Annotated in this window: 27 protein-coding genes and 1 other RNA gene; 18 read left to right on the top strand and 10 right to left on the bottom strand. The window is 70.4% G+C overall.

Going from position 1 to position 24,683, the window contains the following annotated elements:
* Positions 1-11: 11 nt before the first annotated feature.
* The 3 genes from FVE89_RS13960 to cobJ are packed head-to-tail and all read left to right on the top strand — an operon-like array spanning position 12 to position 1,467.
* Positions 12-287 carry an AbrB/MazE/SpoVT family DNA-binding domain-containing protein gene (locus tag FVE89_RS13960; protein WP_160534536.1) on the top strand — a complete coding sequence of 92 codons (276 nt, stop codon included), beginning with the start codon at positions 12-14 and terminating at the stop codon, positions 285-287.
* Entirely contained in the window at positions 284-700 is a 417-nt protein-coding gene (locus FVE89_RS13965) for a type II toxin-antitoxin system VapC family toxin (protein WP_160534537.1), read from the top strand. Before FVE89_RS13960 ends, FVE89_RS13965 begins: the two co-directional genes overlap by 4 nt.
* Positions 697-1,467 (top strand): precorrin-3B C(17)-methyltransferase, encoded by a 771-nt coding sequence (gene cobJ, locus FVE89_RS13970; protein WP_160534538.1) that lies wholly within the window; start codon positions 697-699, stop codon positions 1,465-1,467. The genes FVE89_RS13965 and cobJ overlap by 4 nt, the downstream gene beginning before the upstream one ends.
* Here cobJ and FVE89_RS13975 read toward each other — a convergent pair.
* Entirely contained in the window at positions 1,437-2,216 is a 780-nt protein-coding gene (locus tag FVE89_RS13975; RefSeq protein ID WP_246730741.1) for a cobalt-precorrin-6A reductase, read from the bottom strand. The genes cobJ and FVE89_RS13975 overlap by 31 nt on opposite strands.
* A gap of 13 nt (positions 2,217-2,229) precedes the next feature.
* Between FVE89_RS13975 and cbiE the strand changes: the two genes are divergently transcribed.
* From cbiE to FVE89_RS13995, 4 genes are read left to right on the top strand one after another with little or no spacing between them, the layout of a single operon-like run.
* A complete protein-coding gene (cbiE, locus tag FVE89_RS13980) occupies positions 2,230-3,462 on the top strand; it encodes a precorrin-6y C5,15-methyltransferase (decarboxylating) subunit CbiE (RefSeq protein WP_160534540.1) in 1,233 nt (410 codons plus the stop codon).
* On the top strand, positions 3,459-3,863 hold the full coding sequence (locus FVE89_RS13985) for a cobalamin biosynthesis protein (RefSeq protein ID WP_246730742.1): 405 nt from the start codon (positions 3,459-3,461) through the stop codon (positions 3,861-3,863). Before cbiE ends, FVE89_RS13985 begins: the two co-directional genes overlap by 4 nt.
* Positions 3,860-4,636 (top strand): precorrin-4 C(11)-methyltransferase, encoded by a 777-nt coding sequence (gene cobM, locus FVE89_RS13990; RefSeq protein ID WP_160534542.1) that lies wholly within the window; start codon positions 3,860-3,862, stop codon positions 4,634-4,636. The genes FVE89_RS13985 and cobM overlap by 4 nt, the downstream gene beginning before the upstream one ends.
* Positions 4,633-5,952 carry a cobyrinate a,c-diamide synthase gene (locus FVE89_RS13995; protein WP_160534543.1) on the top strand — a complete coding sequence of 440 codons (1,320 nt, stop codon included), beginning with the start codon at positions 4,633-4,635 and terminating at the stop codon, positions 5,950-5,952. Before cobM ends, FVE89_RS13995 begins: the two co-directional genes overlap by 4 nt.
* A gap of 47 nt (positions 5,953-5,999) precedes the next feature.
* On the opposite strand, the gene FVE89_RS14000 is transcribed toward FVE89_RS13995, so the two are convergent.
* A complete protein-coding gene (locus FVE89_RS14000) occupies positions 6,000-6,407 on the bottom strand; it encodes a helix-turn-helix transcriptional regulator (RefSeq protein WP_160534610.1) in 408 nt (135 codons plus the stop codon).
* Between the two features lie 382 nt (positions 6,408-6,789).
* On the opposite strand from FVE89_RS14000, the gene FVE89_RS14005 reads away from it, so the two are divergent.
* Both FVE89_RS14005 and FVE89_RS14010 read left to right on the top strand, forming a co-directional pair.
* Complete coding sequence (locus FVE89_RS14005; RefSeq protein ID WP_160534544.1) at positions 6,790-7,137, top strand: antibiotic biosynthesis monooxygenase; 348 nt, start codon at positions 6,790-6,792, stop codon at positions 7,135-7,137.
* 471 nt (positions 7,138-7,608) lie between these two features.
* The gene (locus tag FVE89_RS14010; protein ID WP_160534545.1) at positions 7,609-9,114 is read left to right on the top strand and encodes an exopolysaccharide biosynthesis polyprenyl glycosylphosphotransferase; all 1,506 of its coding nucleotides are present in this window, start codon (positions 7,609-7,611) and stop codon (positions 9,112-9,114) included.
* Between the two features lie 15 nt (positions 9,115-9,129).
* Here the strand turns inward: FVE89_RS14010 and FVE89_RS14015 are convergent, their stop codons facing one another.
* Positions 9,130-9,615 (bottom strand): transcriptional repressor, encoded by a 486-nt coding sequence (locus tag FVE89_RS14015; protein WP_160534546.1) that lies wholly within the window; start codon positions 9,613-9,615, stop codon positions 9,130-9,132.
* A 265-nt stretch (positions 9,616-9,880) separates the two neighbouring features.
* Here FVE89_RS14015 and FVE89_RS14020 point away from each other — a divergent pair, with 265 nt between their 5' ends.
* Together FVE89_RS14020 and FVE89_RS14025 are read left to right on the top strand one after the other, a co-directional pair.
* Positions 9,881-10,711 (top strand): ABC transporter ATP-binding protein, encoded by an 831-nt coding sequence (locus FVE89_RS14020; protein WP_160534547.1) that lies wholly within the window; start codon positions 9,881-9,883, stop codon positions 10,709-10,711.
* Between the two features lie 47 nt (positions 10,712-10,758).
* Positions 10,759-11,583 (top strand): metal ABC transporter permease, encoded by an 825-nt coding sequence (locus FVE89_RS14025; RefSeq protein WP_160534611.1) that lies wholly within the window; start codon positions 10,759-10,761, stop codon positions 11,581-11,583.
* Here the strand turns inward: FVE89_RS14025 and FVE89_RS14030 are convergent, their stop codons facing one another.
* Genes FVE89_RS14030 through FVE89_RS14040 form a run of 3 tightly spaced genes read right to left on the bottom strand, consistent with a single transcriptional unit; the run spans position 11,584 to position 14,311 of the window.
* Positions 11,584-12,447: an SDR family oxidoreductase gene (locus tag FVE89_RS14030; RefSeq protein WP_160534548.1), complete on the bottom strand. Its 864-nt coding sequence runs from the start codon at positions 12,445-12,447 to the stop codon at positions 11,584-11,586.
* Complete coding sequence (gene queG / locus FVE89_RS14035; RefSeq protein WP_160534612.1) at positions 12,444-13,589, bottom strand: tRNA epoxyqueuosine(34) reductase QueG; 1,146 nt, start codon at positions 13,587-13,589, stop codon at positions 12,444-12,446. The genes FVE89_RS14030 and queG overlap by 4 nt, the downstream gene beginning before the upstream one ends.
* 29 nt (positions 13,590-13,618) lie before the next feature.
* Positions 13,619-14,311 carry a glutathione S-transferase family protein gene (locus tag FVE89_RS14040; protein WP_160534549.1) on the bottom strand — a complete coding sequence of 231 codons (693 nt, stop codon included), beginning with the start codon at positions 14,309-14,311 and terminating at the stop codon, positions 13,619-13,621.
* 252 nt (positions 14,312-14,563) lie between these two features.
* On the opposite strand from FVE89_RS14040, the gene FVE89_RS14045 reads away from it, so the two are divergent.
* From FVE89_RS14045 to FVE89_RS14065, 5 genes are all read left to right on the top strand, one after another.
* Positions 14,564-15,367, top strand: a complete 804-nt coding sequence (locus FVE89_RS14045) for an undecaprenyl-diphosphate phosphatase (protein ID WP_160534550.1) — start codon at positions 14,564-14,566, stop codon at positions 15,365-15,367.
* A 334-nt stretch (positions 15,368-15,701) separates the two neighbouring features.
* The gene (locus FVE89_RS14050) at positions 15,702-17,591 is read left to right on the top strand and encodes a methylmalonyl-CoA mutase subunit beta (protein ID WP_160534551.1); all 1,890 of its coding nucleotides are present in this window, start codon (positions 15,702-15,704) and stop codon (positions 17,589-17,591) included.
* Between the two features lie 34 nt (positions 17,592-17,625).
* On the top strand, positions 17,626-18,000 hold the full coding sequence (locus FVE89_RS14055; protein WP_160534552.1) for a hypothetical protein: 375 nt from the start codon (positions 17,626-17,628) through the stop codon (positions 17,998-18,000).
* A gap of 149 nt (positions 18,001-18,149) precedes the next feature.
* The gene (locus tag FVE89_RS14060) at positions 18,150-18,596 is read left to right on the top strand and encodes a hypothetical protein (protein WP_160534553.1); all 447 of its coding nucleotides are present in this window, start codon (positions 18,150-18,152) and stop codon (positions 18,594-18,596) included.
* A gap of 31 nt (positions 18,597-18,627) precedes the next feature.
* Positions 18,628-19,347 carry a glutathione S-transferase gene (locus tag FVE89_RS14065; RefSeq protein ID WP_160534554.1) on the top strand — a complete coding sequence of 240 codons (720 nt, stop codon included), beginning with the start codon at positions 18,628-18,630 and terminating at the stop codon, positions 19,345-19,347.
* A gap of 212 nt (positions 19,348-19,559) precedes the next feature.
* On the opposite strand, the gene FVE89_RS14070 is transcribed toward FVE89_RS14065, so the two are convergent.
* The 4 genes from FVE89_RS14070 to FVE89_RS14085 all read right to left on the bottom strand — a co-directional run bounded on the left by FVE89_RS14070 (position 19,560) and on the right by FVE89_RS14085 (position 22,278).
* Positions 19,560-19,883, bottom strand: coding sequence for a YbaB/EbfC family nucleoid-associated protein (locus FVE89_RS14070; RefSeq protein WP_160534555.1), 324 nt, complete (start codon positions 19,881-19,883; stop codon positions 19,560-19,562).
* Between the two features lie 82 nt (positions 19,884-19,965).
* Positions 19,966-21,828 carry a DNA polymerase III subunit gamma/tau gene (locus tag FVE89_RS14075; protein ID WP_160534556.1) on the bottom strand — a complete coding sequence of 621 codons (1,863 nt, stop codon included), beginning with the start codon at positions 21,826-21,828 and terminating at the stop codon, positions 19,966-19,968.
* Positions 21,829-21,864: 36 nt separating this feature from the next.
* Positions 21,865-21,963: signal recognition particle sRNA small type (ffs, locus tag FVE89_RS14080), an RNA gene on the bottom strand.
* A 54-nt stretch (positions 21,964-22,017) separates the two neighbouring features.
* A complete protein-coding gene (locus FVE89_RS14085; protein WP_160534557.1) occupies positions 22,018-22,278 on the bottom strand; it encodes a PepSY domain-containing protein in 261 nt (86 codons plus the stop codon).
* A gap of 283 nt (positions 22,279-22,561) precedes the next feature.
* On the opposite strand from FVE89_RS14085, the gene FVE89_RS14090 reads away from it, so the two are divergent.
* Positions 22,562-22,990: a hypothetical protein gene (locus tag FVE89_RS14090; protein ID WP_160534558.1), complete on the top strand. Its 429-nt coding sequence runs from the start codon at positions 22,562-22,564 to the stop codon at positions 22,988-22,990.
* Between the two features lie 154 nt (positions 22,991-23,144).
* Positions 23,145-24,683 carry a YifB family Mg chelatase-like AAA ATPase gene (locus FVE89_RS14095; RefSeq protein WP_160534559.1) on the top strand — a complete coding sequence of 513 codons (1,539 nt, stop codon included), beginning with the start codon at positions 23,145-23,147 and terminating at the stop codon, positions 24,681-24,683.

Here is a 24,683-nt window from a genome sequence, read left to right on the forward strand (position 1 = left end):
GGGGGCGACGCATGACGACGTTGACGGTGACGGCCCGGGGCCAAGTCACATTCCGAAGGGACATCCTGGAGCACCTCGGCATTCGGCCGGGGGACAAGATCCGGCTCGAACTCCTGCCGGATGGCCGGGCGGAGCTGAAGGCCGATCAGCCTGAGCGCTCGTGGCGTCACCTGCACGGGATGCTCGCGGGCAAGGGCAACGACGCCCACTGCTCCATCGAGGCGATCGGCGACGCCATCGCACAGGCCGGGGCAGAAGCCGGGATGTCCGGTCTCAGCAAGCCGTGAAGGTCACGCCCGACACCAACGTCCTGCTCCGCCTGATCGTCAATGACGAGGCGGCGCAGGGGCTGGCGGCCCTTCGGATCCTGGAATCCGCGGCACAGGTCGCGATCAGCGTCCATGCCCTGTGTGAATTGGTTTGGGTCCTTCGCAGTCGCTACGGCATGCCCCGCGCGGAGATCGCCGCGGCGATACGAGGTTTGATCGCGGCCCGTCACGTCGTGACCGATCGGGCGGCGGTCGAGGCCGGCTTGGCGATGCTGGAAGACGGTGGCGATTTCGCGGATGGCATCATCGCGTTTGAAGCACGTCGCCTCGGTGGCGAGACCTTCGTGTCATTCGACAGGACCGCTATTAAACGAATGGGTGCGCAGGCAATCCCTGCCCTCTTGCTGACCTCAGAGGCGGACGCGCGGTGAATCCCGGTGCAGGCGGAACTCTCACGGTGATCGGCCTCGGCCCGGGCGACGAGAGTCTGCTGACCGGATCCGCCCGCCGGGCGCTGGACGCCGCGGAGGACATCGTCGGGTATTACCCCTACGTGGCCCGCGTGCCGGAGCGGCCGGGCCTGACCCGGCACGCCAGCGACAACCGCGTCGAGGTCGACCGCGCGCGCCACGCCCTTCAGCTCGCCGCCGCCGGACGTCGGGTCGCCGTGGTCTCGGGCGGCGATCCCGGCGTCTTCGCCATGGCGGCGGCTTTGTTCGAGGCGGTGGAACACGGCGAGCCCGGCTGGCGCGACCTCGCCATCACGGTCGAGCCCGGGATCACCGCCATGCTGGCCGCCGCCGCCCGACTCGGCGCCCCGCTGGGCGGCGATTTCTGCGCCCTGTCGCTCTCCGACAACCTGAAACCCTGGCCGGTGGTGACCGCCCGGCTGGAGGCGGTGCTGCGCGCCGATCTGGTCGTGGCCCTCTACAACCCGATCTCGTCCGCCCGGCCCTGGCAGCTCGGCGCCGCCCTGGAGATCGCGGCCGGCATCCGCGCCCCGGAGACGCCGGTGATGTTCGCCCGCGCGATCAGCCGGCCCGACGAGGTGATCCGGGTGACGCCCCTGGCCGAGGCATCCTCTGCCCCGGCCGACATGGCGACCGTGGTCATCATCGGAGCCTCGACGACGCGGCTGATCCCCCGGGAGGGGCGGCAGCCCTTCGTCTACACGTCGCGCAAGGTCGAAGCGGCGTGAATATCGGCATCCATCCAGCGGAGCGCCCCGGCCGCGCCGGATACGCACGGCACGTCGGGCTTATCCGGCCGGCGCACCATGACGACCGGGATCGCCAGGGCGCGCGCCGCCGCGATCTTGCCGTAGGTCGCCGCCCCGCCGGAATTCTTGCTGACCACGATCTCGATGCCGGCCTCGCGCATCAGCCTCGCCTCGGATTCCGCGTCGAACGGCCCGCGGGCCTCGATGGCCGTGAGACGGGGCACCGGCAGCGTCGCGCCGAGCGGCTCGACCGTCCGCGCCCAGTAAGCGTGCTGCGGGGCCGCCGCGAAGGCGCCGGCCTCCTGCCGGCCGGTTGTCAGGAACACGCGCCGGGGCTCGGGGCCGAGGGCCGCGACGGCGGCCGGGATGCTCTCGACCTCGGTCCAGCTGTCGCCGGGTTCACGGCTCCAGGCCGGACGGCGGATCGCGAGCAGCGGCACCCCGGCCATGGCTGCCGCGCGGGCGGCGTTGTCCGAGATCCGGGCCGCGAAGGGATGCGTGGCATCGATCAGGCGGTCGAATTTTTCCGTCCGCAGGTACTGCGCGAGGCCCTCGGCGCCGCCGAAGCCGCCGCTCCGGGTCGGGACGGGCTCGGGTTTCGGCGCGGCGGTTCGGCCGGCCAGCGACAGCATCACGGACAGGTCGTGCCGCCCGGCGAGCGCGCGCGCCAGGGCGCTGGCCTCCCCGGTCCCACCGAGGATCAGGATCCGCATCGCACCATCGGTCATGGGCGCCTTGTCCATGAGCGGTGAGGCCCTGTCGAGCCGGGACGCACCGGGACGCTGGCTGTCGATCGTCGGCATCGGCGAGGACGGGCGCTCCGGCCTCGCACCCGCCGCCGCCGCGGCGCTCGACGCGGCCCGCGTCGTCTATGGCGGCCGCCGCCACCTCGCGCTGGCCGGCCCCCTCGCGGCCGAGAGCCGGCCCTGGCCGAGCCCGATCCATGAGGCCTATCCGGACATCCTCGCCCGCCGGGGCGAGCCGACCTGCATCCTCGCCACCGGCGATCCGTTCCACTACGGCATCGGCGCCGAGATCGCCCGGATCGTGCCAGCAGACGAGATCCAGGTCTTCCCGCAACCCTCGGCCTTCAGCCTCGCCTGCGCGCGCCTCGGCTGGCCGCTGGCCGAATGCGGCCTCGTCACCCTGCACGGCCGGGCGCTCGCGCGGATCGTGCCGCATCTCCAGCCGGGCGCCCGGTTGCTGGTCCTGTCGTGGGACGGGAAGACGCCGGGGGCGCTGGCGAGGCTGCTCGCCGAGCGCGGCTTCGGGGAATCCATCGTGACGGTCCTGGAGGCGATGGGCGGCCCGCGCGAGCGGATCCGCGCGGCCCGCGCCGACGGCTTTGACATCGCGGAGATCGATCCGCTCAACACCGTGGCGATCGCGGTGGCCGGTGCCGGCCGCGCGCTGCCCCTGGCGCCGGGGCTCGACGACGCGCTGTTCGAGAATGACGGACAGCTCACCAAGGCCGAGATCCGGGCGCTGACCCTCGCGGCCCTGCGGCCCCATCCGGGCCAGCATCTCTGGGATATCGGGGCCGGCGCGGGTTCGGTCGCCATCGAGTGGATGCTGCGCCATCCGAGCCTGCGCGCCACCGCGATCGAGGAACGGCCGGAGCGGGCCGAGCGCATCCGGCGCAATGCCGAACAGCTCGGCGCGCCGGACCTCACCGTGGTCACCGGGGCCGCGCCGGCGGCCCTCGCTGAGCTGCCCCGGCCGGATGCGGTGTTCATCGGCGGCGGCGTCTCGGAGCCGGGCGTCCTGTCGGCGGCCCTGGCGGCCCTCAAGCCGGGCGGGCGCTGCATCGCCAACGCGGTGACACTGGAGGGCGAAGCGACCCTGCTCGCCGCCTTCGCGGCGCAGGGCGGCAGCCTGCGGCGCTTCTCCGTGGAACGGGCGAGCCCCGTGGGCGGCCTGCACGGTTGGCGGCCGGCCATGCCGGTGACCCAATGGGCCTGGACCAAGCCATGACCGGTCTCCTCGCCGCCGGAATCGGGTTCCGCCGCGGCGCCGGAGCCGACGAGATCGCGGCGCTGATCACCCAGGCTCTCGGGCGGGTCGGCGCCGTGCCCGGCGACCTCATCGCCATCGCCACCGTGGCCGACCGGGCGACCGAGCCGGCCCTCGCCGACGCGGCGGCGCGTTTCGGCCTGGCGCCGCACCCCGTTACCTCGGAGGCTCTGGCGGCCCGGGACGCCGAACTCGTGACGCGATCGGCGCGGATCGAACATTTGCGCGGGGTGGGCTCCCTGGCAGAGGCCGCAGCGCTTGCAGCGGCCGGTCCCGGGAGCCGCCTCGCCCTCCCCCGGATCGCCAGCGGCGGCGCCACCTGCGCGCTCGCCCGCGGCCAGAGCACGATGCAAGCAGCATGACCGTCCATTTCATCGGCGCCGGCCCCGGCGCGGCCGACCTCATCACGGTTCGCGGCCGCGACCGCGTCGCGTCCTGCCCGGTCTGCCTTTATGCCGGCTCCCTGGTGGCGCCCGAAATCCTCGGCTGGTGTCCGCCCGGCGCCCGGATCGTCGACACCGCACCCCTCGACCTCGACGCCATCATGGTGGAGATCGCGGCGGCGCACGAAGCCGGTCAGGACGTCGCGCGGCTGCATTCGGGGGATCTGTCGATCTGGAGCGCGCTGGCCGAGCAGATGCGCCGGCTCGACGGTCTCGGCATCCCCTACACGGTGACGCCCGGCGTCCCGGCCTTCGCGGCGGCGGCGGCGCTGCTGCGGCGGGAGCTGACCGTGCCCGGGCTGGCGCAATCGGTTGTCCTCACCCGCACCTCCGGCCGCGCGAGCGCCATGCCCGAGCGCGAGACCCTGGCGGCCTTCGCGGCGACCGGCGCCACGCTGGCGATCCATCTCTCGATCCACGTGGTCGAGCGCGTCGCGGCCGAGTTGATCCCGTTCTACGGGTCGTCCTGTCCGGCGGCCGCGGTGTTCCGCGCCTCCTGGCCGGACGAACGGGTGCTGACGGCCGATCTCGCCTCCCTGCCGGCCCGTGTGGCGGAGGCGGGTCTCGAACGCACGGCTTTGATCCTCGTCGGGCCGGCGCTCGGGGCAGAGGATTTTCGCGAGAGCGCGCTCTACGCCGTCGATTACGACCGACGCTACAGGCCCGGCGGCGCGGTCGGGGTGCGGACGTGAGCGCCCCCGGTCTCCTCGTCGCGGCGCCGCGGTCGAGTTCCGGCAAGACGACCGTGGCCCTCGCCCTGATGCGAGCCCTGACGCGGAGGGGCCTGCGCGTGCGCGCCGCCAAATGCGGCCCGGACTACATCGATCCGGCCTTCCATCAGGCGGCGACGGGCCGGCCGAGCTTCAACCTCGACAGCTTCGCGATGGCGCCGCCCCTGCTCGATGCCCTGGCTCAGGCGACCGTCTCCGATGCCGACATCGTGATCGCCGAAGGATCGATGGGCCTGTTCGACGGCGTCAGGGCGGCCGAGAGCCGGACCGGAGCCAATGCCGATATCGCGGCGCGCTACGGCTGGCCCGTGGTGCTGGTGGTGGACGTCTCCGGGGCGGCGCAATCGGCCGCCGCGGTGGCGTTGGGTTGCCGGCTCTACGATCCGCAGATCACGATCGCGGGCGTGATCCTGAACAAGGTGGCCAGTGCCCGCCATCGCCGCCTCGTGGAGGCCGGGATGGCGCGCGCGGGGCTCCCGGTGCTCGGCGCACTGATGCGGGACGCGCAGCTCGTGCTGCCCGAGCGCCATCTCGGCCTCGTCCAGGCCGGTGAGACCGCCGATCTGGAGACGCGGCTCGACCGCGTCGCCGATCTCGCTGAGGCCGGCATCGATCTCGACGCCGTCGTTGCCGCGGCCGGTGGCGGCGTCACGGGGGCGGGAGGCACCCTGCCCCAGCCGCCCGGCCAGCGTATCGCGGTGGCGCGGGACGAGGCCTTCAGCTTCCTCTACCCGCATCTCGAAGCGGGCTGGCGCGGGTCGGGAGCCGAGTTGATCCCGTTCTCGCCCCTGGCTGACGAGCCGCCGCCCGACTCATGCGACGTGTGCTGGCTACCCGGCGGCTACCCTGAGCTGCATGCGGGCCGGCTCGCACATGCCAAGCGGTTCCTGGATGGACTGCGTGCCTTCGCGCGCACCCGCCCGGTCCACGGCGAGTGCGGCGGCTACATGGTTCTCGGCCGCGCCCTGGAGGATGCGGCGGGCGTCACGCATGCGATGGCTGGCCTCCTGCCCGTGGAAACCTCGTATCACCGCCGCAAGTTGCATCTCGGCTACAGGGTGGCGCGCCTGTGCGGTCCCAGCCTGCTCGGTCGGCGCGGCACGCGCCTGATCGGCCACGAATTCCACTATGCCAGCGAACTGTCGCCGGTGGCCCCGGAACCGGACGCCCTCGCCCACGTCACCGATGCGGAAGGCGCCGATCTCGGCTTCGCGGGGCATCGGATCGGCATCGTGAGCGGCAGCTTCTTCCACCTCGTCGCCGAGGATCAGGCCTGACTCTCGTGTCAGGACCACCGAGCAAGTCTTCCAACCGTGTCGGCCGTTCAGGCCGGATCACTCGGCGGTAGAACTTCGCGGACCTGTGCGAGGCGCGCGGCGCTGCGGACCAGGGCCAGGACGTCGCGGCGCATCTGCTCGTCTTCGATCTGCGCATAGGCGCGCAGCAATTCGATGGCGCCGTGGCCGCTGAGAAAGCCGAACACGTCTTCCTGCGTCTTAGCGCGCGGCTCGCTTTCCTCGAAGAAGGCCGAGACCGGAACATCCAGAAGGCGCGCGATCTCGCGAAGTCGACCAGCACCGACTCGGTTCTGGCCCTTCTCGTATTTCTGCACCTGCTGAAACGTGACGCCGACCGCGTTGCCGAGGGCGGTCTGGCTCATGCCCCGGGCCTTGCGCAGGGCGGTTATCCGGATCCCGACGAGGCGGTCGACGTCCGTAGTCTGCTTCGGCATCGGATGACCAGACGTATCCTTATCGCCGGGGGAGAGTGCGTCCTGTTGCGGATGCGCTATCTTCGCCTCGCCGTCGCGCCGCTTCACCGTCCGCCCCACCTTCCAAGACCGTAGACCTTGTTCGTTCGGCGCGAAGTGCGCAGACGGCAAAAGGCCGGTCTGCCGGACTTATGGGCCGCGCCGCAGTAGGACACCAAGTTATCAGGGTTCGCAAGTCTGGGATCACATCTTCTAGTTTAAGCACGCACAACTTTGCAACATTGTTGCTCAAATGTCGTTCAGTATCACTGCAGCGTTTTTAGGGGGTGCGCCCTGTGGCCGCGCCCGGGCTCGCTGGGGCAGAAGAAACGCTATTAGGATCGCCTCGGCAGAGGAGAGTCTCATGTTTATCGCGATGAACCGCTTCAAGGTCGTCAAGGATGCGACCGCAGATTTCGAGGCCGTCTGGCTTGGACGCGACAGCCACCTTGGTGAAATGGCAGGCTTCGTCGAGTTCCATCTCCTGCGCGGCCCCGAATACGAGGACCACGTGCTCTACGCATCGCACACGATCTGGCGCTCACGCGCCGATTTTGAGGCTTGGACCCGTTCTGAGCAGTTCCGGAAGGCGCATGGCCGCGTTCCCACGACCAAGCCGCTCTACCTGGGTCATCCGCACTTCGAGGGTTTCGAGGCGATTCAGACCGTCGGCGGATCGAGCAGCCCGCGGGAACACGCCGACGCCGTCTGATCGGCCGTGCGCGGCCTCCGCCATGACGCTGGTCACTGTAGCACGGCTGCCATGGTGGAGGCTCGCCCGCCCCGCAAGTCTTCGGCACGACCGCTTCGATACGCGCCCGGTGGCAACCCGATTCGTGGCGGAACGACGTGGGCCAAGGCGGCCCCACCCACAAGCTTGACTGCCACACGCCCGCTTCTTGGTTGTAAATACGACTAAAGCAACTCGTCTAGATTGAGATCGGCGAGGCGGGCAAAGGAGCCGCCCATAACCCTGTAGACTGGAAGGCGGAGAAGGGTGGTTTTCAACTGCCCTTTCATTGCCGCTTTGTGCGACGTGTACTAGATCGAGGCACTCCGGAGGGATTGGGTTTGCAATCTCCTCGGTCCGCCGCTTGCTCCGTTACCGGTACAGGCCGGCACTGAAACGCTTCATGTTTCAGACTGGTACAAAGTCCGATCAAGACGGGACGTGGCGCGTCAGATGTTTCACGAACGGATCCCGGAAGCGTTCCAGCCTGTGCCGAACTCGGCCGAGCGCCGTCGCAGCGTCTGGTCCGGGCTGCTGCCCCATCGTGGGCGGGTGGTCGCGCGCGTCGCCCTGTCGTCGGCGCTGGCCGCCACGGATTTCGCGGCGATCCTCGCCGTCACCCTGTTCATGGAACTCGCCTACGAGATCGCCTATCCAGACGGGATGCTGGTCGCCGGCCTCGCGCGCGGCCTGCAGCTCACGGCGCTCCTCGGCGTCGTCATCGTGGCGACCAACGCCCTGCGCACGGAGTACAGCCTCGACACCGTGATCGCGCAGAAGCCGAACGTGCAGCGGGCGGCCTCGCTGTGGCTGGTGGCCTGGGCCGCCGTGCTGGTCGTCGGCTTCATGACCAAGACCACCGGCGAATACTCGCGCCTCGTCTCGTTGGGGTCCTTTGTCGCCGGCCTGCCGGTCCTGATCCTGACCCGTGCGGCGATGGTCCGTCTCGTGCGGCGACGCCTGGCGGCGGGATCGGCCTCGGTGAGCCGCGTGCATCTCGTCGGCTACGAGGAGGACATCGCGCGGTTCTACGCCAGCAACGCGATCGATCAGCTCGGCCTTCGGATCGTCGGCACCAGCTACCTGCGCCGCGTCGATCCGGGTGCGGACAAAGCCGCTCGCCACGACCAGTTGCAGGAGGATCTCGATCTCGCCGTCTCGGTGGTACGCTTCCTGCGCCCGGACGACGTGTTCGTCCTCGTACCCTGGACCGACAACGCCGAGGTCGAGCGCTGCATCGACGCGTTCCTGCGGGTGCCCTCGGCACTGCACCTGCGGCCCGGCGCGATGCTCGACCGGTTCCCCGACCTGCAGGTCGCACGGGTCGGCGGCATCTCCGGCATCAATATCGGCCGCCGGCCGCTCAACCTGGGCGAGGTCATGCTGAAGCGGGCGCTCGACCTCACGGTGGCGACGATCGCGCTGGCCGCGCTCTCGCCGTTGCTCGCCGTGATCGCGCTGGCGATCCGGCTCGACAGCCCCGGCCCGGTCTTCTTCCGCCAGAAGCGCTACGGCTTCAACCAGCAGCCCTTCGGCGTGTTCAAGTTCCGCTCGATGCGGACGGAGACGAACGCCGTGTTCCGGCAGGCCACCCGCAACGACAGCCGGATCACCCGGGTCGGCGCGATCCTCCGGCGGACCAATCTCGACGAATTGCCTCAGCTCCTCAACGTCCTGCGGGGGGAGATGTCGCTGGTGGGACCGCGCCCCCATGCCCTCGCGCACGACCGGAGCTTCGAGCGGCGGATCGCCCTCTACGCCCGCCGCCACAACGTGCGGCCGGGGATCACCGGCTGGGCGCAGGTCAACGGCTTCCGGGGCGAGACGCTGACCGACCTCGACATGGAGCGGCGCGTCGCCTGCGACCTGCACTACATCGACAACTGGTCGATCTGGTTCGACATCCAGATCATGATCCAGACGCTGATCTCGCGCCGGGCCTACCAGAACGCGTTCTGAGAGGCCGGAACGCGGTCAGGGCGCCCGCTTCTGTCCCCGGCAGAGGCCGCAATCGCCCTCGACCTCGAGGATGCTGTGGGTCGGCGTGAAGCCCGCCCGCTTCAAGGTGCGCTCGAGGCCGCCCTCGACCTCCTCCGTGGACGCCTCGTCGACGGCGCCGCAGGTCCGGCAGATCAGGAAGATGACCCCCTCCCCGGGGGCATGATCATGCGCGCAGGGGATGAAGGCGTTGCGGCTCGCGATCCGGTGGACCAGCCCCTGCTCCATCAGGAAGTCGAGGGCGCGGTAGACCGAGACCGGCGCCACGCGCTTACCCGGCACACTGAGGCGCTCGGCGATGTCGTAGGCGCCCTGGGCCTTGCCGGATTCGGCGACCGCCTCCAGAACCTCGCGGCGCAGCGGCGTGAACTGGAGGCCGCGCGCACGGCAGACGGCTTCCGCCCGCGCGACCATGTCACGGGCATCGGTCGGACACACGTCGTGACCGTCCTGGCGGTGCATGATGGCTCCCACGACAGATCCGCAGGTTGTCCCGCGGGTTTGTTACAGTGTATCACCTCGACCCCGGACCGCACCAGTCTCCCGCACCGTGCGCGCAACCCGCTCCACGCCGGCCCGAGCGCGACGAGGACGCCTTGCCCACCACCTCCAGTCCCAGACGTGCGGCCCGGCGATCGCTGTTTCAGAGCGGGCTTGGCCCGCGCCTCGCGCTCGCGGGCGGCCTCTCCGCCCTGGTGTGGCTCATGATCGCGTGGGCACTCACGGCATGAGCACCGGCCAGCCGAGCCCCGATCCGATCCGCCTCGTCGGCCTGACTCTGGGCTACGACCGGCATCCGGCCATCCACCACCTCGACGGGTCCGTTCGCGCCGGCGATCTGCTCGCGCTGGTCGGACCGAACGGGGCCGGCAAGTCGACCCTGCTCAAGGGCATCGTTGGCGAGATTCCCTGCCTCGACGGACGCATCGAGCGGAGCGGCGACCTAGCCTACATGCCGCAGGCTGACGAGATCGACCGGAGCTTCCCGGTGAGCGTGGCGGATCTCGCCGGGATGGGCCTCTGGCGTCGGGGCGGCGCGTGGCGGAGCCTGGGCCGGCAGCGGCGCAGGATCGAGGCGGCGCTCGCCGCGGTGGGCCTCGACGGGTTCGAAGCGCGCCCGATCGGCACCCTGTCGGGCGGGCAGTTCCGCCGCGCCCTGTTCGCCCGGCTGATCCTTCAGGATTGCTCCGTCATCCTCCTGGACGAACCGTTCACCGGGATCGACGCCCGCACCGTCGACGATCTGCTGGCCCTGATCCGGATCTGGCACGGGGAGGGCCGCACGGTCGTGGCGGCTTTGCACGACCTCGCGCAGGTCCGCGCCCACTTCCCGACCACGCTCCTGCTGGCCCGCACGCCGATCGCCTGGGGGCCGACGGCCCGGGTGCTGACATCCGAGAACCTCGCCCGTGCCCGTAACCTCTCGGAGGCCTGGGACGAGGAGGCGCCGGTCTGCGCCGGGCCGCGGGGCGGCGTGGCACACGATCACGGCGCGCACGATCACGGCGCACGTGATCACGGCGCCCATGGCCATCACCACCACGAGGATGCCGCGTGATCGATCCGTTCGGGTCCCTGGTCGCGCCGTTCGTGGAGTTCGGCTTCATGCGCCGGGCGCTGGCCGGCTGCCTCGCTCTGTCGGTCTCGGCGCCGCCCGTGGGGGTGTTCCTGACTTTGCGCCGGATGAGCCTGATGAGCGACGCGATGAGCCACGCCATCCTTCCCGGTGCCGCGGCGGGCTTCCTGGTCGCCGGCCTGTCGCTGCCCGCGATGACTCTCGGCGGCCTCGTGGCGGGCCTTGCGGTGGCGCTGCTCGCCGGCGCAGCCACCCGCGCCACGGTCGTGCGGGAGGATGCCAACCTCGCGGCCTTCTACCTGATCTCGCTCGCCGCCGGCGTGCTGCTGGTCTCGCTGCGCGGCTCGCAGATCGACCTGATGCACTTCCTGTTCGGCTCGGTCCTGGCGCTCGACGATCCCGCCCTATGGCTGCTGGGCGGCATCAGCACGCTGACCCTCGTGGCGCTTGCCGTGATCTACCGGCCGCTCGTGATGGAATGCGTCGATCCGCTGTTCCTGCGGACGGTGAGCCGCAGCGGCGGGCCGGTTCATCTCGCCTTCCTGGCCCTGGTGGTGATCAACCTCGTGGGCGGATTCCAGGCGCTGGGAACCCTGCTGGCGGTGGGCCTGATGCTGCTCCCGGCGGTGGCGGCGCGGTTCTGGACGCGGGACCTCGGCGGCCTCATCCCGGTCTCGATTCTGGTCGCCGCGCTCGCGAGCGTGACGGGGCTGAGCCTGTCGTATCAGTTCGACCTGCCGAGCGGCCCGGCCATCGTGCTGGCCGCAGGCGTACTCTACCTCGCCTCGATGCTCGTGGGCCCGCGCGGCGGGTTGCTGCGCCGCCTCGTGCGGGGGCGCCACCTCGAAGCCTGATCAGGGCTGGTCCTTCAAAGCCGCCAGTCCTTCCCGGTAGGTCGGATAGGCGAGATCGACGCCGAGTTCCTCACGGATCAGCCTGTTCCGCACGCGCTTGTTCTCGCCATAGAAGCTCCGCGCCATCGGCGAGAGGTCGGCGGTCTCGAAGTCGATCGCGGGCGGCAGCGGCAGGCCGGTCAGGGCGACGGCGTGCTCGGTGACGGTCTGAGGCGCGGTCGGCTCGTCGTCGGTGACGTTGTAGATCGCCCCCGCCCGGGGCCGGTCGATCGAGGCCAGCAGCGTCGTGGCGATGTCGTCGACGTGGATGCGGTTGAACACCTGCCCGGCCTTCACGATCCGCTGGGAGCGCCCCTCGCGCAGCTTCACGATCGGGTTGCGCCCCGGCCCGTAGATGCCCGACAGCCGAAAGATCTGAACCGCCTTGCCGGTCGCGGCGCCAAGCGCCAGCCACGCATCCTCCGCGTCGAGCCGGATCTTGGAGCGGACGCTGCGCGGGCTGGCGGGCGTGGCCTCGTCGATCCAGGCGCCCTGCTGGTCGCCATAGACGCCGATCGTCGAGAGGTAGCCGATCCAGCCGATCCGACTCGCCGCGATCGCGTCGGCGTAGCGGGCGAGCACCGGGTCGCCGTGTTCACCGGGGGGCGCCGAGACGAGGAGCACGTCGGTCTCGGCCAGGTCGGCGGCGATGCGGGGATCGTCGGCCTTCGGGCCGAAGGCGCGCATGGCGAAGCCGGTCTCCGCTGCGAGGCGCTCGGCGGAGGCGGGTTCGGTGACGGTGGCGCACACGGTGTCGAACCGGTCGCGCGCCCGCTCGGCGAAGCGGCGGCCGGTGAAGCCCAGGCCGAAGACGAAGAGATTCATGCCGCCGATGTCTCGCCGGCATAGGCTTCCGTCAAGCCGAGAGCGGCCCGCCACTCGTCGCGGACATGGGGATCAGTCTCGCCCGACCCGTGCCGACGATGCAGGGTCCGGAGGGCCTCCGGCTCGAGCAACCGCCCGCAGGCCCAGACCGCCATGCCGCGCACCAGCGGCGCGGCATCGGAGAGTCGCGCGACCGCCACCCCGGCAAGGTCGGGCGCGCCGGAATTGCCGACCGCGATCATCACGTTGCGCAGGAACCGGTCGCGGCCGGTGCGCTTCACCGGCGTGCCGGCGAACAGGCTCCGGAAGGCCGCATCGTCGAGGGCGGCGAGATCGGCGAGCGGCGGTGCCGCGAGATCCGCGCGGGCCGCGAGGCGGGTCTCGGCGGCCGCCCGGGCGAACTTGTTCCAGGGGCAGACCGCGAGGCAGTCGTCGCAGCCGAAGACGCGGTTGCCGATGGCGGGCCGGAATTCAGCCGGGATCGGGCCGGCATGCTCGATGGTCAGGTACGCGATGCAGCGCCGCGCATCGAGGCGGTAGGGCGCCGGGAACGCGTCCGTCGGGCAGATGTCGAGGCAGGCGCGGCAGGAGCCGCAATGGTCGCGGCCGGGCGCGTCGGGCTCGAACTCCGCGCTCGTGTAGATCGCCCCGAGCAGGAGCCAGTTGCCGTGCGCGCGGGAGATCAGAACCGTGTGCTTCCCTTGCCAGCCGAGCCCGGCCGCCTCGGCGAGCGTCTTCTCCATGACCGGGGCGGTGTCGCAAAAGACCTTCACCCGCGCGTCGCCCTTCGCCGACAGGTAGCCGCCGAGTTCTTTCAGTTTGCCCTTCAAAACCTCGTGATAATCCCGCCGCTGGGCATAGGCCGCAACGGCGCCGCGCTCCGGCTGCGCGACGAGGGCCAGGGGATCATGCTCGGGCCGGTAGCTCATCGCCACGACCAGGATGCTGCGCAGGCCGGGCCACAGGCCGGTCGGGCGGGCGCGCTGGTCGGCCCGCTCCGCCATCCAGTCCATGGTGCCGTGCGCGCCCTCGGCGAGCCAAGTCGAGAGCCGTCCGGGCAGGTCCGGCAGGCGGTCGGGCCGGGTCACGCGCAGGCCGCAGAAGCCCAGCGCCCGGGCCCGGGTCTCGACGAGGCGGCGCAGCTCGGCGCCGAAATAGGTCCGTCGGGTGTTCAGAAATCCAGATCCGCGTAATGGGCGGCCGGCGGCATGCCGGCGACCCGATCGGCGAGCAGCCCCCGGAACGAGGGCCGCGACTTGACCCTCGCGTACCAGTTCCGCGCCATCTCGTCCTCGTCCCAGGGCACATCCCCGAGATAGTCGACGCAGGAGAGATGGGCGGCTGCCGCGAGATCGGCATAGGTCAGGTTGTCGCCCGCGATCCAGCGCCGCCGGGCGATCAGGTAGCCGATATACTTGAGATGGTAGCGCACGTTCGTCCGCGCGGCCCGGATCGCGTTCATGTCGGGCGGGCCGCCGCCCTGGTTGGTCGACATGAAGCGCTTCGAGATCTTCTCGTTGACGAGGTAGCCCGTCACCTCCGCTTCGAACTTCACGAGGAACCAGTCGAGCAGCCGCCGCACCTCGACGCGCTCCACCGTATCCTCCGGCAACAGGCGGCGCCCCGAGAGGCCCAGCCCCCGGGTCTCGTCGAGATATTCGGCGATGACGCCCGCACCGGGCACGACGAGGCCGTTCTGTTCCAGAAGCACGGGCGTCAGACCCGCCGGATTGATCAGCAGGAAATCGTCCCGGCGCTCCCAGGGCCGTTCCTCGAACAGCGTCGGCTCCATGCCCATCTCGGCGAGCACGAGACGGATGAACCGGGAATTCGCGCAGAAGGGGAAATGATAGAGGGTCGCCATCGAGGCCGTGCGGGACGTTCGGTCGGGCAGCGCGGCCGGTCCCGCGCTCGTCGAGGATCCTGAAGCGCGGGTCTTCAGCGCGCAGGACTTCGGACCGAGCGTTATTGCCCGACCGTTGCCGAGCCCTTAACACGCGCAGCCGGTATCGGTAACCGCCCGTCAACTCTGATGGGCGAACCCTCCGGCCAACCCTTCACATGGTGCGGCATGCCCGGCACGGGCCGGCGCGCGCCTGCGGCACAGGACGTCACGATGGATCCGGCAAGCATCGGCAAGGCAGTCCTGCTCGCGCTGGTTGAGGGCGCGACCGAGTTCATCCCGGTCTCCTCCACGGGGCACCAGCTGCTCGTCGGCCACTTCATCGGCTTTCACTCGCCCAACAACACCTTCGAGGTGCTGATCCAGCTCGGCGCGATCCTGGCGATCCTGCTGGTCTATTTCCGCCGCCTGCTCGGCATCGCCACCGCGCTGCCGAACGATCCGAACGCCCGCCGCTTCGTGCTCGGCATCCTGGTGGCGTTCCTGCCGGCGGCGATCATCGGCGGCCTCTTCTCGAAGGTCATCAAGGCGTATCTGTTCAACCCATGGATCGTCTGCGCGACCCTGGTGGCGGGCGGCCTCGTACTGCTCGTGATCGACGACACCGACCTCAAGGTGCGCAAGCGGGACGTCTACGACTTCTCCCTGCCGATGGACCTGAAGATCGGCATCTTCCAGTGCCTCGCCATGATCCCGGGCGTGTCGCGCTCGGGCGCCACCATCGTGGGGGCGATGCTGATGGGCGCCGACAAGCGCTCGGCGACCGAATTCTCGTTCTACCTCGCCATGCCCACCATGGCGGGCGCCTTCGCCAAGGACCTCTTGGACAATTACAAATACCTGTCGAGCAACGATGTCGGCCTGATCGTGATCGGCTTCATCGTGTCGTTCATCTCGGCGCTGTTCGTGGTGCGGGTGCTGCTGGACTACGTCTCCCGCCACGGCTTCTGGCTGTTCGCGTGGTGGCGGATCATCGTCGGCGCGCTGGGTTTCGCGGGACTGATCATCTTCGGCTGATCGTTCTCTCCTCGCTCAGCATGGCTCCAGGCCACACAGGGTTGAGCTTTCCACGGGCTCGCCCCCCAGCCTGAAGGGACGCGGGTCCCCTCTTCCGCACGGGAGAAGGCATGCATCGCGCTCTGTCGTAAGCCGCGTGCCTCTTTCAGGATCTCGGATGCAGACCGGGGAGGAGGAGGCTCATCGCCTCACCGGCTGAGATCTGCGCACTTCAAAACGCAGGCACGCAACACTCAAGCTTTCCTCAACCATCGGGCGATTGCCAGCGGCGGAGCGGCGTGCGAGGCAATCGCATGAAAGCGGCGCACGAGACACCGCGCTCTGGGACGCTCCGATGGAAGACAGACCGCTCGCCGACCTCTTCGAACCCGCGAACCGGGCGCGCTGGCTCGGCCTCGTCGAGGGTGTCCTCAAGGGGGCGGATTTCGAGAAGCGGCTGGTCTCCCGCACGGCGGACGGCCTGCGGATCGAGCCGCTCTACGGCCCGGCCGAGCCGGCCGCGCAGCCGGTGCGCGAGCCAGGACCGTGGCGGATCGCCCAGCGGATGGATCATCCGGATCTCGCAGCCGCCAACACCCAGGCGCTGACCGATCTCGAAGGCGGCGCGGACGCCCTCGTCCTGGCCTTCGCCGGTGCGCCCGGCGCCCGCGGCTACGGCCTGAATGCGGCGAGCGTCGAGGATCTCGACGCCGCGCTGAAGGGTGTGACGCTGCCCCTGATCAACCTGCGCCTCGATGCCGGCGGCCGGGGCCTCGAAGCGGCTCGGCTCGTCAAGGCGCTGGCGGAGCGGCGGGGCGAGGATCTGTCGAGTTACGATCTCGACCTCGGGATCGATCCGGTCGGCGTTCTGGCGGCGACCGGGAGCCTGGGCGCGGTCTGGAACGAGATCGCACCGCGCATCGCCGGAGCCGCGGCAGAGTTAGAGGCGGCCGGATTCCGGGGGCGGGTCTTCCTGGCCGATGGGCGCCCGTACCACGAAGCCGGAGCGGGCGAAGCGGCCGAACTCGGCGCGGTGCTGGCGACCGCGGTGACCTATCTGCGTGCCCTGGAGGCCGACGGTCACGATCTCGATACGGCCCGCTCGCGCATCGCGGTGCTGCTGGCGGCCGACGCCGACGAGTTCGTCACGGTCGCAAAATTCCGCGCCCTGCGGCGCCTCTGGGCCCGGGTCGAGCAGGCCTGCGGACTGGAGCCGAAGCCGCTGCGTCTCCACGCCGAGACCGCGTGGCGGATGGTGACCCGGCGCGACCCGTTCGTGAACATGCTGCGCACCGGCATGGCGGCGGCTGCGGCCGGGATGGGCGGCGCCGACAGCGTCACGGTCCTGCCCTACACGCAGGCGCTCGGCCTGCCCGACGCCTTCGCCCGGCGCGTGGCCCGCAACAGCCAGATCGTGCTGATCGAGGAATCGCACCTCGCCCGGGTCAGCGACCCCGCCGCAGGTGCGGGCGGCTTCGAGGCGCTGACCGCGGAGATCGCCGAGGCCGCCTGGGCCGCGTTCCAGGCGATCGAGGCCGAGGGCGGGATCGTCGCCTCCCTCAGCGTCGGCAAGCTGCAGCGGCGGATCGAGCTGATTCGCGAGGCGCGCATGAAGGCCGTGGCGACCCGCCGCGAAGCCCTCACGGGCGCCAGCGAGTTCCCGAACCTCGCCGAGAAGCCGGTCACGGTGCTCGACGTGCCGAAGGTCGCGGCACCGCGCGGCGCCAATTTCGGTCCCGGCTCGGCGGTCGCGTGCGATGCCCTGCCGTCGCAGCGCCTCGCCGAGCCCTATGAGGCCCTGCGCGACGCCTCCGACGCCTATCAGGCCAAGACCGGCCGGCGGCCGGCCGTGTTCCTCGCCAATCTCGGCGCTGTCGCGGCATTCAACGCCCGGGCGACCTTCGCGGCCAACGCCTTCGCGGCCGGCGGCATCGAGGCCCTGTCGAATGACGGCTTCGCCGATGCCGGGGCTGTCGCGGCGGCGTTCCGGGATTCCGGCGCGGCGCTCGCCTGCATCTGCTCCACGGACGCGATCTACGCGGAACGGGCGGTCCAGACGGCGGAAGCGCTCGCGCAGGCCGGTGCTGGGGTGATCTACCTCGCCGGCAAGCCCTCGGACCTCGCCGAGCCCTTGAAGCAGGCGGGGGTACAGGCTTTCCTGCATGTCGGCTGCGACCTGCTCGCCTTGCTCAACGGTGCGTTGCGCGCGGCGATGCGAGCCCCATCGCCGCAGCGGACCGCCTGATACAGCCGCCCTCCGAAAGCCGAATCGAAGCCGCATGACGCGCCTGATCGCCGCCCTCCTGATCCTCGCCGGCACCGTTCCGGCCCTCGCGCTTTCCCGCGGCGTGCCGGTCCCGGACCGCTACGACGGGACGTGGAGCGTCGAGATCATCACCGAGGCCGGTACGTGCGACCGGGCCTACCGCTACCCCGTCCGGATCGAGCACGGGCAGGCCCGCTTCATCGGAACGGCGTTCACGGTCCAGGGCAGCGTCGCCGGCAACGGGGCCGTCCGCGGCTCCATATCCAACGGCACCGCGACGGCGAATGTGCGCGGGCGCCTCGGTCTCGACGGCTTCGGGGCCGGCACCTGGGTCGCCTCCGGCGCACTCGAATGTCGTGGGCACTGGAACGCCGAGCGTCGCAGCTGAGGGGCAGCCGAGGAGGCTGCGACTTCGCGTCTCGGAACAACCGCGCTTCTGCCCGAAAACCGGCCCAGACGATGCGTCGTCAGCCCCGTTCCCGACGCAATCATGAGGGAATGCTGAACACGGTTCGGATCCCACACGAGGCCGCCCGTATGAAAACATCGATCCTCGCGTCCCTCTCCGTCCTCGTGCTCGTCTCGACGGCGCAGGCGCGTCCGCATCGTCACCCGGCAGCCCACACGGTGAATCAGGCCGAGGCCGAGAAGGTGCTGGCCCCGCTCCAGCAGGCGGCCACCGCGTGCTTCGCCGATACGGTCCTGTCGAACCCGAAGGCGACCGCCGAGGCGCGCGCGGGCCGCTGGTACGAGGCGGTGGGCATCACCGGCTTCCTCTGCCGTCCGGAGGTTGCCGCGATGATCCAGGCGCATGACCGGATCTACGGGGCGAAGACCGGCGAACGTTACTTCAAGGGCGCCTACGCCAAGCACCTCGACCAGCAGCTGGCCGAACGGCTCCAGCCGGTGCTGGCCCGCAAAACCGTCGCCAGCGCCGAGCCGCCGGCCGAGAAGGCCACCGAGGACAGCGCGGCGGGCAACTGAGCCGGTCCTGCAGGCCGGGAGCTGGCCGGCGATGCCCTACGAGCTTCACTACTGGCCGATGATCCAGGGGCGCGGCGAGTTCGTCCGCCTCGCCCTGGAGGAGGCGGGCGCCGACTACATCGACGTCGCCCGCCAGGACGACGATGCGGGCGGCATCGGCCCGATGCTCGATCGCCTGTCGGATCCGGCGAACCCGCGCCCGCCCTTCGCGCCGCCCTTCCTGCGCGACGGCGATCTCGTCATCGGGCAGAGCGCCGCGATCCTGCTTCACCTCGGCCCGCGCCTCGGACTGGCGGGCACCGGCGACCGGGACCGGATCTGGACGCATCAGCTCCAGCTCACCATCGCGGATGCCGTGGACGAGGTGCACGACACCCACCATCCGCTCGGCGTCGACCTGTACTACGCGGACCAGAAGCCCGAGGCGCTGCGCCGGGCCGCCGGGTTCCGGAAGACCCGGATGCCGAAATTCCTCGGCTATTTCGAGCGCGTCCTCGCGGCCAACGGCGGTGAGCGACTGGTCGGCACCGACCTGACCTATGCGGACCTGTCGCTGTTCCAGCTTGTCGACGGGCTGCTCTACGCTTTCCCGAAGGCCACGGCGGCCGCGTTACGGGCCGCGCCGCACGTGGCGCACCTGCACGACGCCGTGGCGCTCCGACCGCGGATCGCCGCCTACCTGGCGAGCGGTCGGCGGATCCCGTTCAACGAGGACGGCATCTTCCGCCGCTATCCCGAGCTCGACGATTAGCGCGTTCTCGCGCGAACCCTTCGACGAGAACGCGTGAGCGCGCTCGATCCTGAGCGTTCCCGTCCCTCACCCCAGCCCTCTCCCGCCCGGGAGCGGGAGCACCTCGCGCTTTGTCATCAGCCGCGTGCCTCAAACCTGCGTCGCCTGTAGCTCTGCGGAAGAGGGAGACGCGGGGAGCCCTTACGCTCCACGCTCGACAGAACGGAGTCCGCTCAGAACGGCAGCTTCATCCCGGGCGGCAGGGGCAACCCCTTGGTCAGCTCGGCCATGTGCTCCTGCATCGTCGCCTCCGCCTTCCCGCGGGCATCGTTGCAGGCGGCCACGATCAGATCCTCCAGGATCTCGCGCTCATCCGCGACCATCAGCGACGGATCGATCGTGATCCCCTTCATCTGGCCCTTCGCCGTCATGGTGACCTGGACCGAGCCGCCGCCGGAGGCGCCGGTCACTTCGATCTGATCCATCTCGGCCTGCAGGTTGGCCATCTTCTCCTGCATGGCCTGGGCCTGCTTCATGATGCCCATCAGGTCGCGCATGCGGATCTCTCCCCGTTCTGTCGTGGTCTGATCTGGGTACGTGCCAGCCCGCCCGCCACATCGGGCTGGGCCGGAGCGAGCCTCAGCGGTCGTCGTCCTCGACCTCGTCCACCCGGGCCGCGTCGCCCTCGCCCAAAATCTCCTGCTCGGCGGTGGGTAGCGCCTCGGAGACGGTCTCGCGGACATCGACGATCTCGGCGCCGGGAAAGCGGGTCAGCACCTCGCGCACGAACGGATCGGCGGCGGCGTTCTCCCGGCGGGTCTCGACCACCGCCCGGGCGGCCGCGTCGAGGGTCGGCGCGCCCTCCTCTTTGGAAAGGGCGACGGACCAGCGCCGGCCGGTCCAGCGCTCGATCGCCGCCGCGAGGTCGGTGGCGAGGCTCGGTCGTCCGCCCTGGGCGAGGCGGAACTCGATCCGCCCCTCCTCGAAGCGCACCAGATGGACGTCCCGCTCCAGGGCGGTTCGCAGCAGGATGTCCCGGTTGGCATCCGCCAGGGCGATCAGATCCTCGAACCGGCCGAGCCGCGGGGTCGGTGCTGCGACGGGGGCGGCTTGCGCAACGGGCGCGGCCATCGCCACCGGGGCCGCGGCCGGCATCGGCTCTGCCGGCATCGTCCGGGGCGCAGCCGCCAACGCGGCCGAGCCGCCGCCGCGCAGATCCGGGATCGGCGGCAATGCGGGACGTCCCGACGGGGCCGGTTCGCCTGCCGGCTCGGCTGCGGCCTCGGCCTTCAGCTGGCGCAAAGCTTCGTCCGGTGTCGGCAGGTCGGCCGCGTAGGCGAGGCGCACGATCGCCATCTCGGCCGCCGCCAGAGGGCGCGGCGCGGCCTGTACCTCGGGGATCGCCTTGAGCAGGATCTGCCACGCCCGCGACAAAGCGCGGATCGAGAGCTTTTCCGCGAATTGACCGCCGCGCACGCGCTCGGTCTCGCTGAGCGTCGGGTCCTGGGCGGTCTCGGGCACCACCTTCAGGCGGGTCACGAGATGGGTGAAGGCCGCGAGATCCGAGAGCACCACCGACGGGTCGGCGCCGGCATCGTACTGCGCCCGCAATTCCGAAAAGGCCGCCGGGACGGAGCCGCGCATCACCGCCTCAAACAGGTCGAGGATCCGGGCGCGATCGGCGAGCCCCAGCATGTCGCGCACGCTCTGCGCGGTGACGGACCCGGCCCCGTGCGCGATCGCCTGATCGAGGAGCGAGAGCGCGTCGCGCACCGAACCTTCGGCCGCGCGCACGATGGCGCCCAACGCCTCGTCCTCGGCCTCGACCCCCTCGGCTCTGCAGACCTTGGCGAGATGCGCGTGCAGTGTCGGCGCTTCGACCCGGCGCAGGTCGAATCGCTGGCAGCGCGACAGGATCGTCACCGGGACCTTGCGGATCTCCGTGGTGGCGAACACGAACTTGGCGTGGGGCGGCGGCTCTTCGAGCGTCTTCAGGAAGGCATTGAACGCCTTCTCGGAGAGCATGTGGACCTCGTCCACGATGTAGACCTTGTAGCGCGCCGAGACCGGGCCGTAGCGGATACCGTCGATGATCGCCCGCACGTCGTCGATGCCGGTATGCGAGGCGGCATCCATCTCCAGCACATCCATGTGCCGGGATTCCATGATCGCCGCGCAATGCAGGCCGAGTTCCGGCATCGACACGGTCGGGCCGGTATCGGGCTGACCGGCCCGGGCATAGTTGAGGCCCCGGGCGAGGATGCGCGCCGTCGTGGTCTTGCCGACGCCGCGCACGCCCGTGAGCATCCAGGCCTGCGGGATGCGGTTGGCCGCGAACCCGTTGGCGAGGGTGCGGACCATCGCCTCCTGGCCGATCAGGTCGCCGAAATGGGTGGGGCGGTATTTGCGCGCGAGCACCCGGTAGGGCGTCGCCGCCGCCTGCGGCGCCGGAAACCCGGGCAGGCCCGGCTCGTCGTCAGGCGTGCCGGTCGAAGCGTCCATGCCGGGTCGGGATCGGGCTGCCGCGCGCTGAGAATGAGGTGGGAGGCTGGACGAAGACCCGCTCGGTCTCGTTAGGGCTGCTTCCTTCCGGACCTGACCCGGTTGGCGAGTGAAACGTCCCTCGCCAACCCCCCGCCGGCTATATGGCCGGGCCGCCCGCCGAACGCAAGCGTTGCGTCTCTGCGTCGCCTACTCGCCCTTGCGCTTCACGATCGCCAGGGTCTTCGGATCGAGCTTCAGGTCGAATTTCTTGCCGTTCGCGTCGATCGCGTCATCGACCTCGATCATCCCGTCGTCGAGCTCGATCTCCTTCCACTGGGTGAAGCCCTCCTGCTTGAGCTGGGCCTCGACCTTGGCCTGCTGATCGGGCGGCAGTTTTTCGTCCGCGCGCGCTGCGAGGCTGGTCGCCGCCAGAAGGGCGAGGGCGAGGAGGGATGGGGCAAGGCGCATGAGCGTTTCCGAATTTTTTGAAGAATACGTGTGAACTTGACGACTGTGCCCCGGTTCCGTGCCGGCGCCCCGGTCCCGCCCGCATCAGCCTCGCGCCGCGCCCGAAGCGCGGGACCGCGGCGTCGCGAGGCCGCTTTCGGGACACCCGGCAGACTTCAAGCCTGCATGCCTCGCCACACCGTGTCCGACGCCTGCCGAATCTGGCGACATTCGAAGCATAGCGATGTAGAAAAGCCACCGCCTCACCGGCGAATCGATAGTTTCTTTATCGTCTGGAGAGCATATGGCAATCAAGAAACGGATTCTTGCCATCGCCACATGTGCCTTGAGCGGATGCGTAAGTCAGAGTTCAGGCGCCGCAACTTATAACAACCGATCGGATGCGACCATCCATTTGACGACTGTTCGCGACCATGCCCTCTCGCTCTACTTCACGGTCGAACTCAATCCGGATTGCACGCGGCGCGGCACCCCCCTGATCCAGCTGCTGGAAGCACCGTTGAACGGTTCGGTCACGGTCACGAACGCCCGAGATTATCCCTATTTCAGGCCGCCCAACGAGCGCGTTGCGTGCAACAAGAAAAAGTACGACGGGAAGCGACTGACCTATCACCCGAAGCCGGGTTTTACCGGCACCGACAACGTCCTGATCGACGAGATCGCTTCGAGCGGTTCGGTGAAGAACATCCGCTACGTCATCACGGTCCGCTGACGCCCCGGCCCGTCGGGAACGGTGCCGTGGCGCCTCAATCGGCCCCGCCACGGCGGATCCTCGCACGGATCCCCTTGAGGCGAGGCCGCTTTTCGAACACCCTGCACCGCCCGGCATCGCGCCTCGGGCTTCGTGAAGCCGAGGACACGCCTTCATGGTCACCCGCGTCGCCACCGTGGCCTTCGAGGGCATCGAAGCGCGGGCGGTGGACGTGCAGGTCCAGATCATCCCGGGCTCGGTGGTGTTCAACGTGGTCGGCCTGCCCGACAAGGCGGTGGGCGAGTCCCGCGAGCGTGTGCGCGGCGCGCTGATCGCCTCCGGCCTCGCGCTGCCGGCCAAGCGCATCACCGTGAATCTCGCCCCGGCCGATCTGCCGAAGGAGGGCTCGCACTACGACCTGCCGATCGCGCTGGGCGTGATGGCGGCGATCGGCGCGATCCCGGCGGACGCGCTCGCCGGCTACTGCGTGCTGGGCGAACTCGCCCTCGACGGCAGCATCACGGCGGTGAACGGGGTGCTGCCGGCGGCCATCGCGGCGGCGGCGCGCGGCATCGGGCTGATCTGCCCGGCCGCCACCGGGCCGGAGGCGGCCTGGGCCGGGGGCGATCTCGACGTGCTCGCCCCGCGCTCGCTGATTCAGCTGGCCAACCACTTCAAGGGCAGTCAGGTCATGGCCCGGCCGGAGCCCTCCATGGCGGGTCAGGCCGGGCCGCTGCCCGACCTCGCCGACATCAAGGGGCAGGAGGGCGCCAAGCGCGCCCTGGAGGTCGCGGCGGCCGGGGGCCACAACCTGCTGATGAACGGGCCGCCGGGCTCGGGCAAGTCGATGCTGGCGGCCCGTCTCCCCTCGATCCTGCCGCCGCTCGGCTTCCGCGAATTGCTCGACATCTCGATGATCCAGTCCGTGGCGGGCGAGTTGAAGGACGGCGCGCTCTCGAATCGCCGGCCGTTCCGGCAGCCGCACCATTCCGCCTCGATGGCGGCGCTGGTCGGCGGGGGGCTCGGTGCGCGGCCCGGCGAAGTCTCCCTCGCCCATGGCGGCGTGCTGTTCCTCGACGAGTTGCCCGAATTCACCCCCCAGGTGCTCGACAGCCTCCGGCAGCCCATGGAGACCGGCGAGGTGATGATCGCGCGCGCCAATCACCGGGTGACCTATCCGGCCCGTTTCCAGCTGGTCGCCGCCATGAACCCATGCCGCTGCGGGCAGGGCCTGGAGCCGGGCTATGCCTGCCGGCGCGGGCCGAACGACCGCTGCATGGCACAGTATCAGGCCCGGATCTCCGGCCCGCTCCTCGACCGGATCGATCTGCGCATCGAGGTGCCGGCCGTCACGGCCGCCGACCTGATCCTGCCGCCACCCGCGGAGGGCTCCCGCGAGGCGGCCGGCCGCGTGGCCGCCGCCCGCGCACTCCAGACGGCGCGCTTCGGCGCGCGCGGCCTGCCCCCGGCGACCACCAACGCCACCTGTCCGGCGAACCTGATCGAGGAGGTCGCGAGCCCCGATAGGGACGGGACGGCGCTGATCCGGCAGGCGGCCGAGAGCATGCGGCTCTCGGCCCGCGGCTTCCACCGGACGCTGCGCGTCGCCCGGACGCTGGCCGACCTCGACGGCGAGGCGCAGGTGCGCCGGCTGCATCTCGCCGAGGCGCTGTCCTACCGGGGCCGGGGCGACAGCGCGGCGGCTGCCGCTTGA

Source organism: Methylobacterium sp. 2A, assembly GCF_009806555.1.
Lineage (GTDB): Bacteria > Pseudomonadota > Alphaproteobacteria > Rhizobiales > Beijerinckiaceae > Methylobacterium.

Coding starts and splice junctions, on each gene's coding strand:
- FVE89_RS14010 (WP_160534545.1), top strand. CDS start 7,609: ATGTTTCACGAACGGATCCCGGAAGCGTTCCAGCCTGTGCCGAACTCG.
- FVE89_RS14020 (WP_160534547.1), top strand. CDS start 9,881: ATGAGCACCGGCCAGCCGAGCCCCGATCCGATCCGCCTCGTCGGCCTG.
- FVE89_RS14055 (WP_160534552.1), top strand. CDS start 17,626: ATGACGCGCCTGATCGCCGCCCTCCTGATCCTCGCCGGCACCGTTCCG.
- FVE89_RS14065 (WP_160534554.1), top strand. CDS start 18,628: ATGCCCTACGAGCTTCACTACTGGCCGATGATCCAGGGGCGCGGCGAG.
- FVE89_RS14005 (WP_160534544.1), top strand. CDS start 6,790: ATGTTTATCGCGATGAACCGCTTCAAGGTCGTCAAGGATGCGACCGCA.
- FVE89_RS14000 (WP_160534610.1), bottom strand. CDS start 6,407: ATGCCGAAGCAGACTACGGACGTCGACCGCCTCGTCGGGATCCGGATA.
- FVE89_RS14040 (WP_160534549.1), bottom strand. CDS start 14,311: ATGGCGACCCTCTATCATTTCCCCTTCTGCGCGAATTCCCGGTTCATC.
- FVE89_RS13960 (WP_160534536.1), top strand. CDS start 12: ATGACGACGTTGACGGTGACGGCCCGGGGCCAAGTCACATTCCGAAGG.
- FVE89_RS14085 (WP_160534557.1), bottom strand. CDS start 22,278: ATGCGCCTTGCCCCATCCCTCCTCGCCCTCGCCCTTCTGGCGGCGACC.
- cbiE (WP_160534540.1), top strand. CDS start 2,230: ATGAGCGGTGAGGCCCTGTCGAGCCGGGACGCACCGGGACGCTGGCTG.
- FVE89_RS14075 (WP_160534556.1), bottom strand. CDS start 21,828: ATGGACGCTTCGACCGGCACGCCTGACGACGAGCCGGGCCTGCCCGGG.
- cobM (WP_160534542.1), top strand. CDS start 3,860: ATGACCGTCCATTTCATCGGCGCCGGCCCCGGCGCGGCCGACCTCATC.
- FVE89_RS13985 (WP_246730742.1), top strand. CDS start 3,459: ATGACCGGTCTCCTCGCCGCCGGAATCGGGTTCCGCCGCGGCGCCGGA.
- FVE89_RS14090 (WP_160534558.1), top strand. CDS start 22,562: ATGGCAATCAAGAAACGGATTCTTGCCATCGCCACATGTGCCTTGAGC.
- FVE89_RS14060 (WP_160534553.1), top strand. CDS start 18,150: ATGAAAACATCGATCCTCGCGTCCCTCTCCGTCCTCGTGCTCGTCTCG.
- FVE89_RS14070 (WP_160534555.1), bottom strand. CDS start 19,883: ATGCGCGACCTGATGGGCATCATGAAGCAGGCCCAGGCCATGCAGGAG.
- FVE89_RS14025 (WP_160534611.1), top strand. CDS start 10,759: ATGCGCCGGGCGCTGGCCGGCTGCCTCGCTCTGTCGGTCTCGGCGCCG.
- FVE89_RS14045 (WP_160534550.1), top strand. CDS start 14,564: ATGGATCCGGCAAGCATCGGCAAGGCAGTCCTGCTCGCGCTGGTTGAG.
- FVE89_RS14030 (WP_160534548.1), bottom strand. CDS start 12,447: ATGAATCTCTTCGTCTTCGGCCTGGGCTTCACCGGCCGCCGCTTCGCC.
- FVE89_RS14050 (WP_160534551.1), top strand. CDS start 15,702: ATGGAAGACAGACCGCTCGCCGACCTCTTCGAACCCGCGAACCGGGCG.
- FVE89_RS13975 (WP_246730741.1), bottom strand. CDS start 2,216: ATGACCGATGGTGCGATGCGGATCCTGATCCTCGGTGGGACCGGGGAG.
- FVE89_RS14015 (WP_160534546.1), bottom strand. CDS start 9,615: ATGCACCGCCAGGACGGTCACGACGTGTGTCCGACCGATGCCCGTGAC.
- FVE89_RS14095 (WP_160534559.1), top strand. CDS start 23,145: ATGGTCACCCGCGTCGCCACCGTGGCCTTCGAGGGCATCGAAGCGCGG.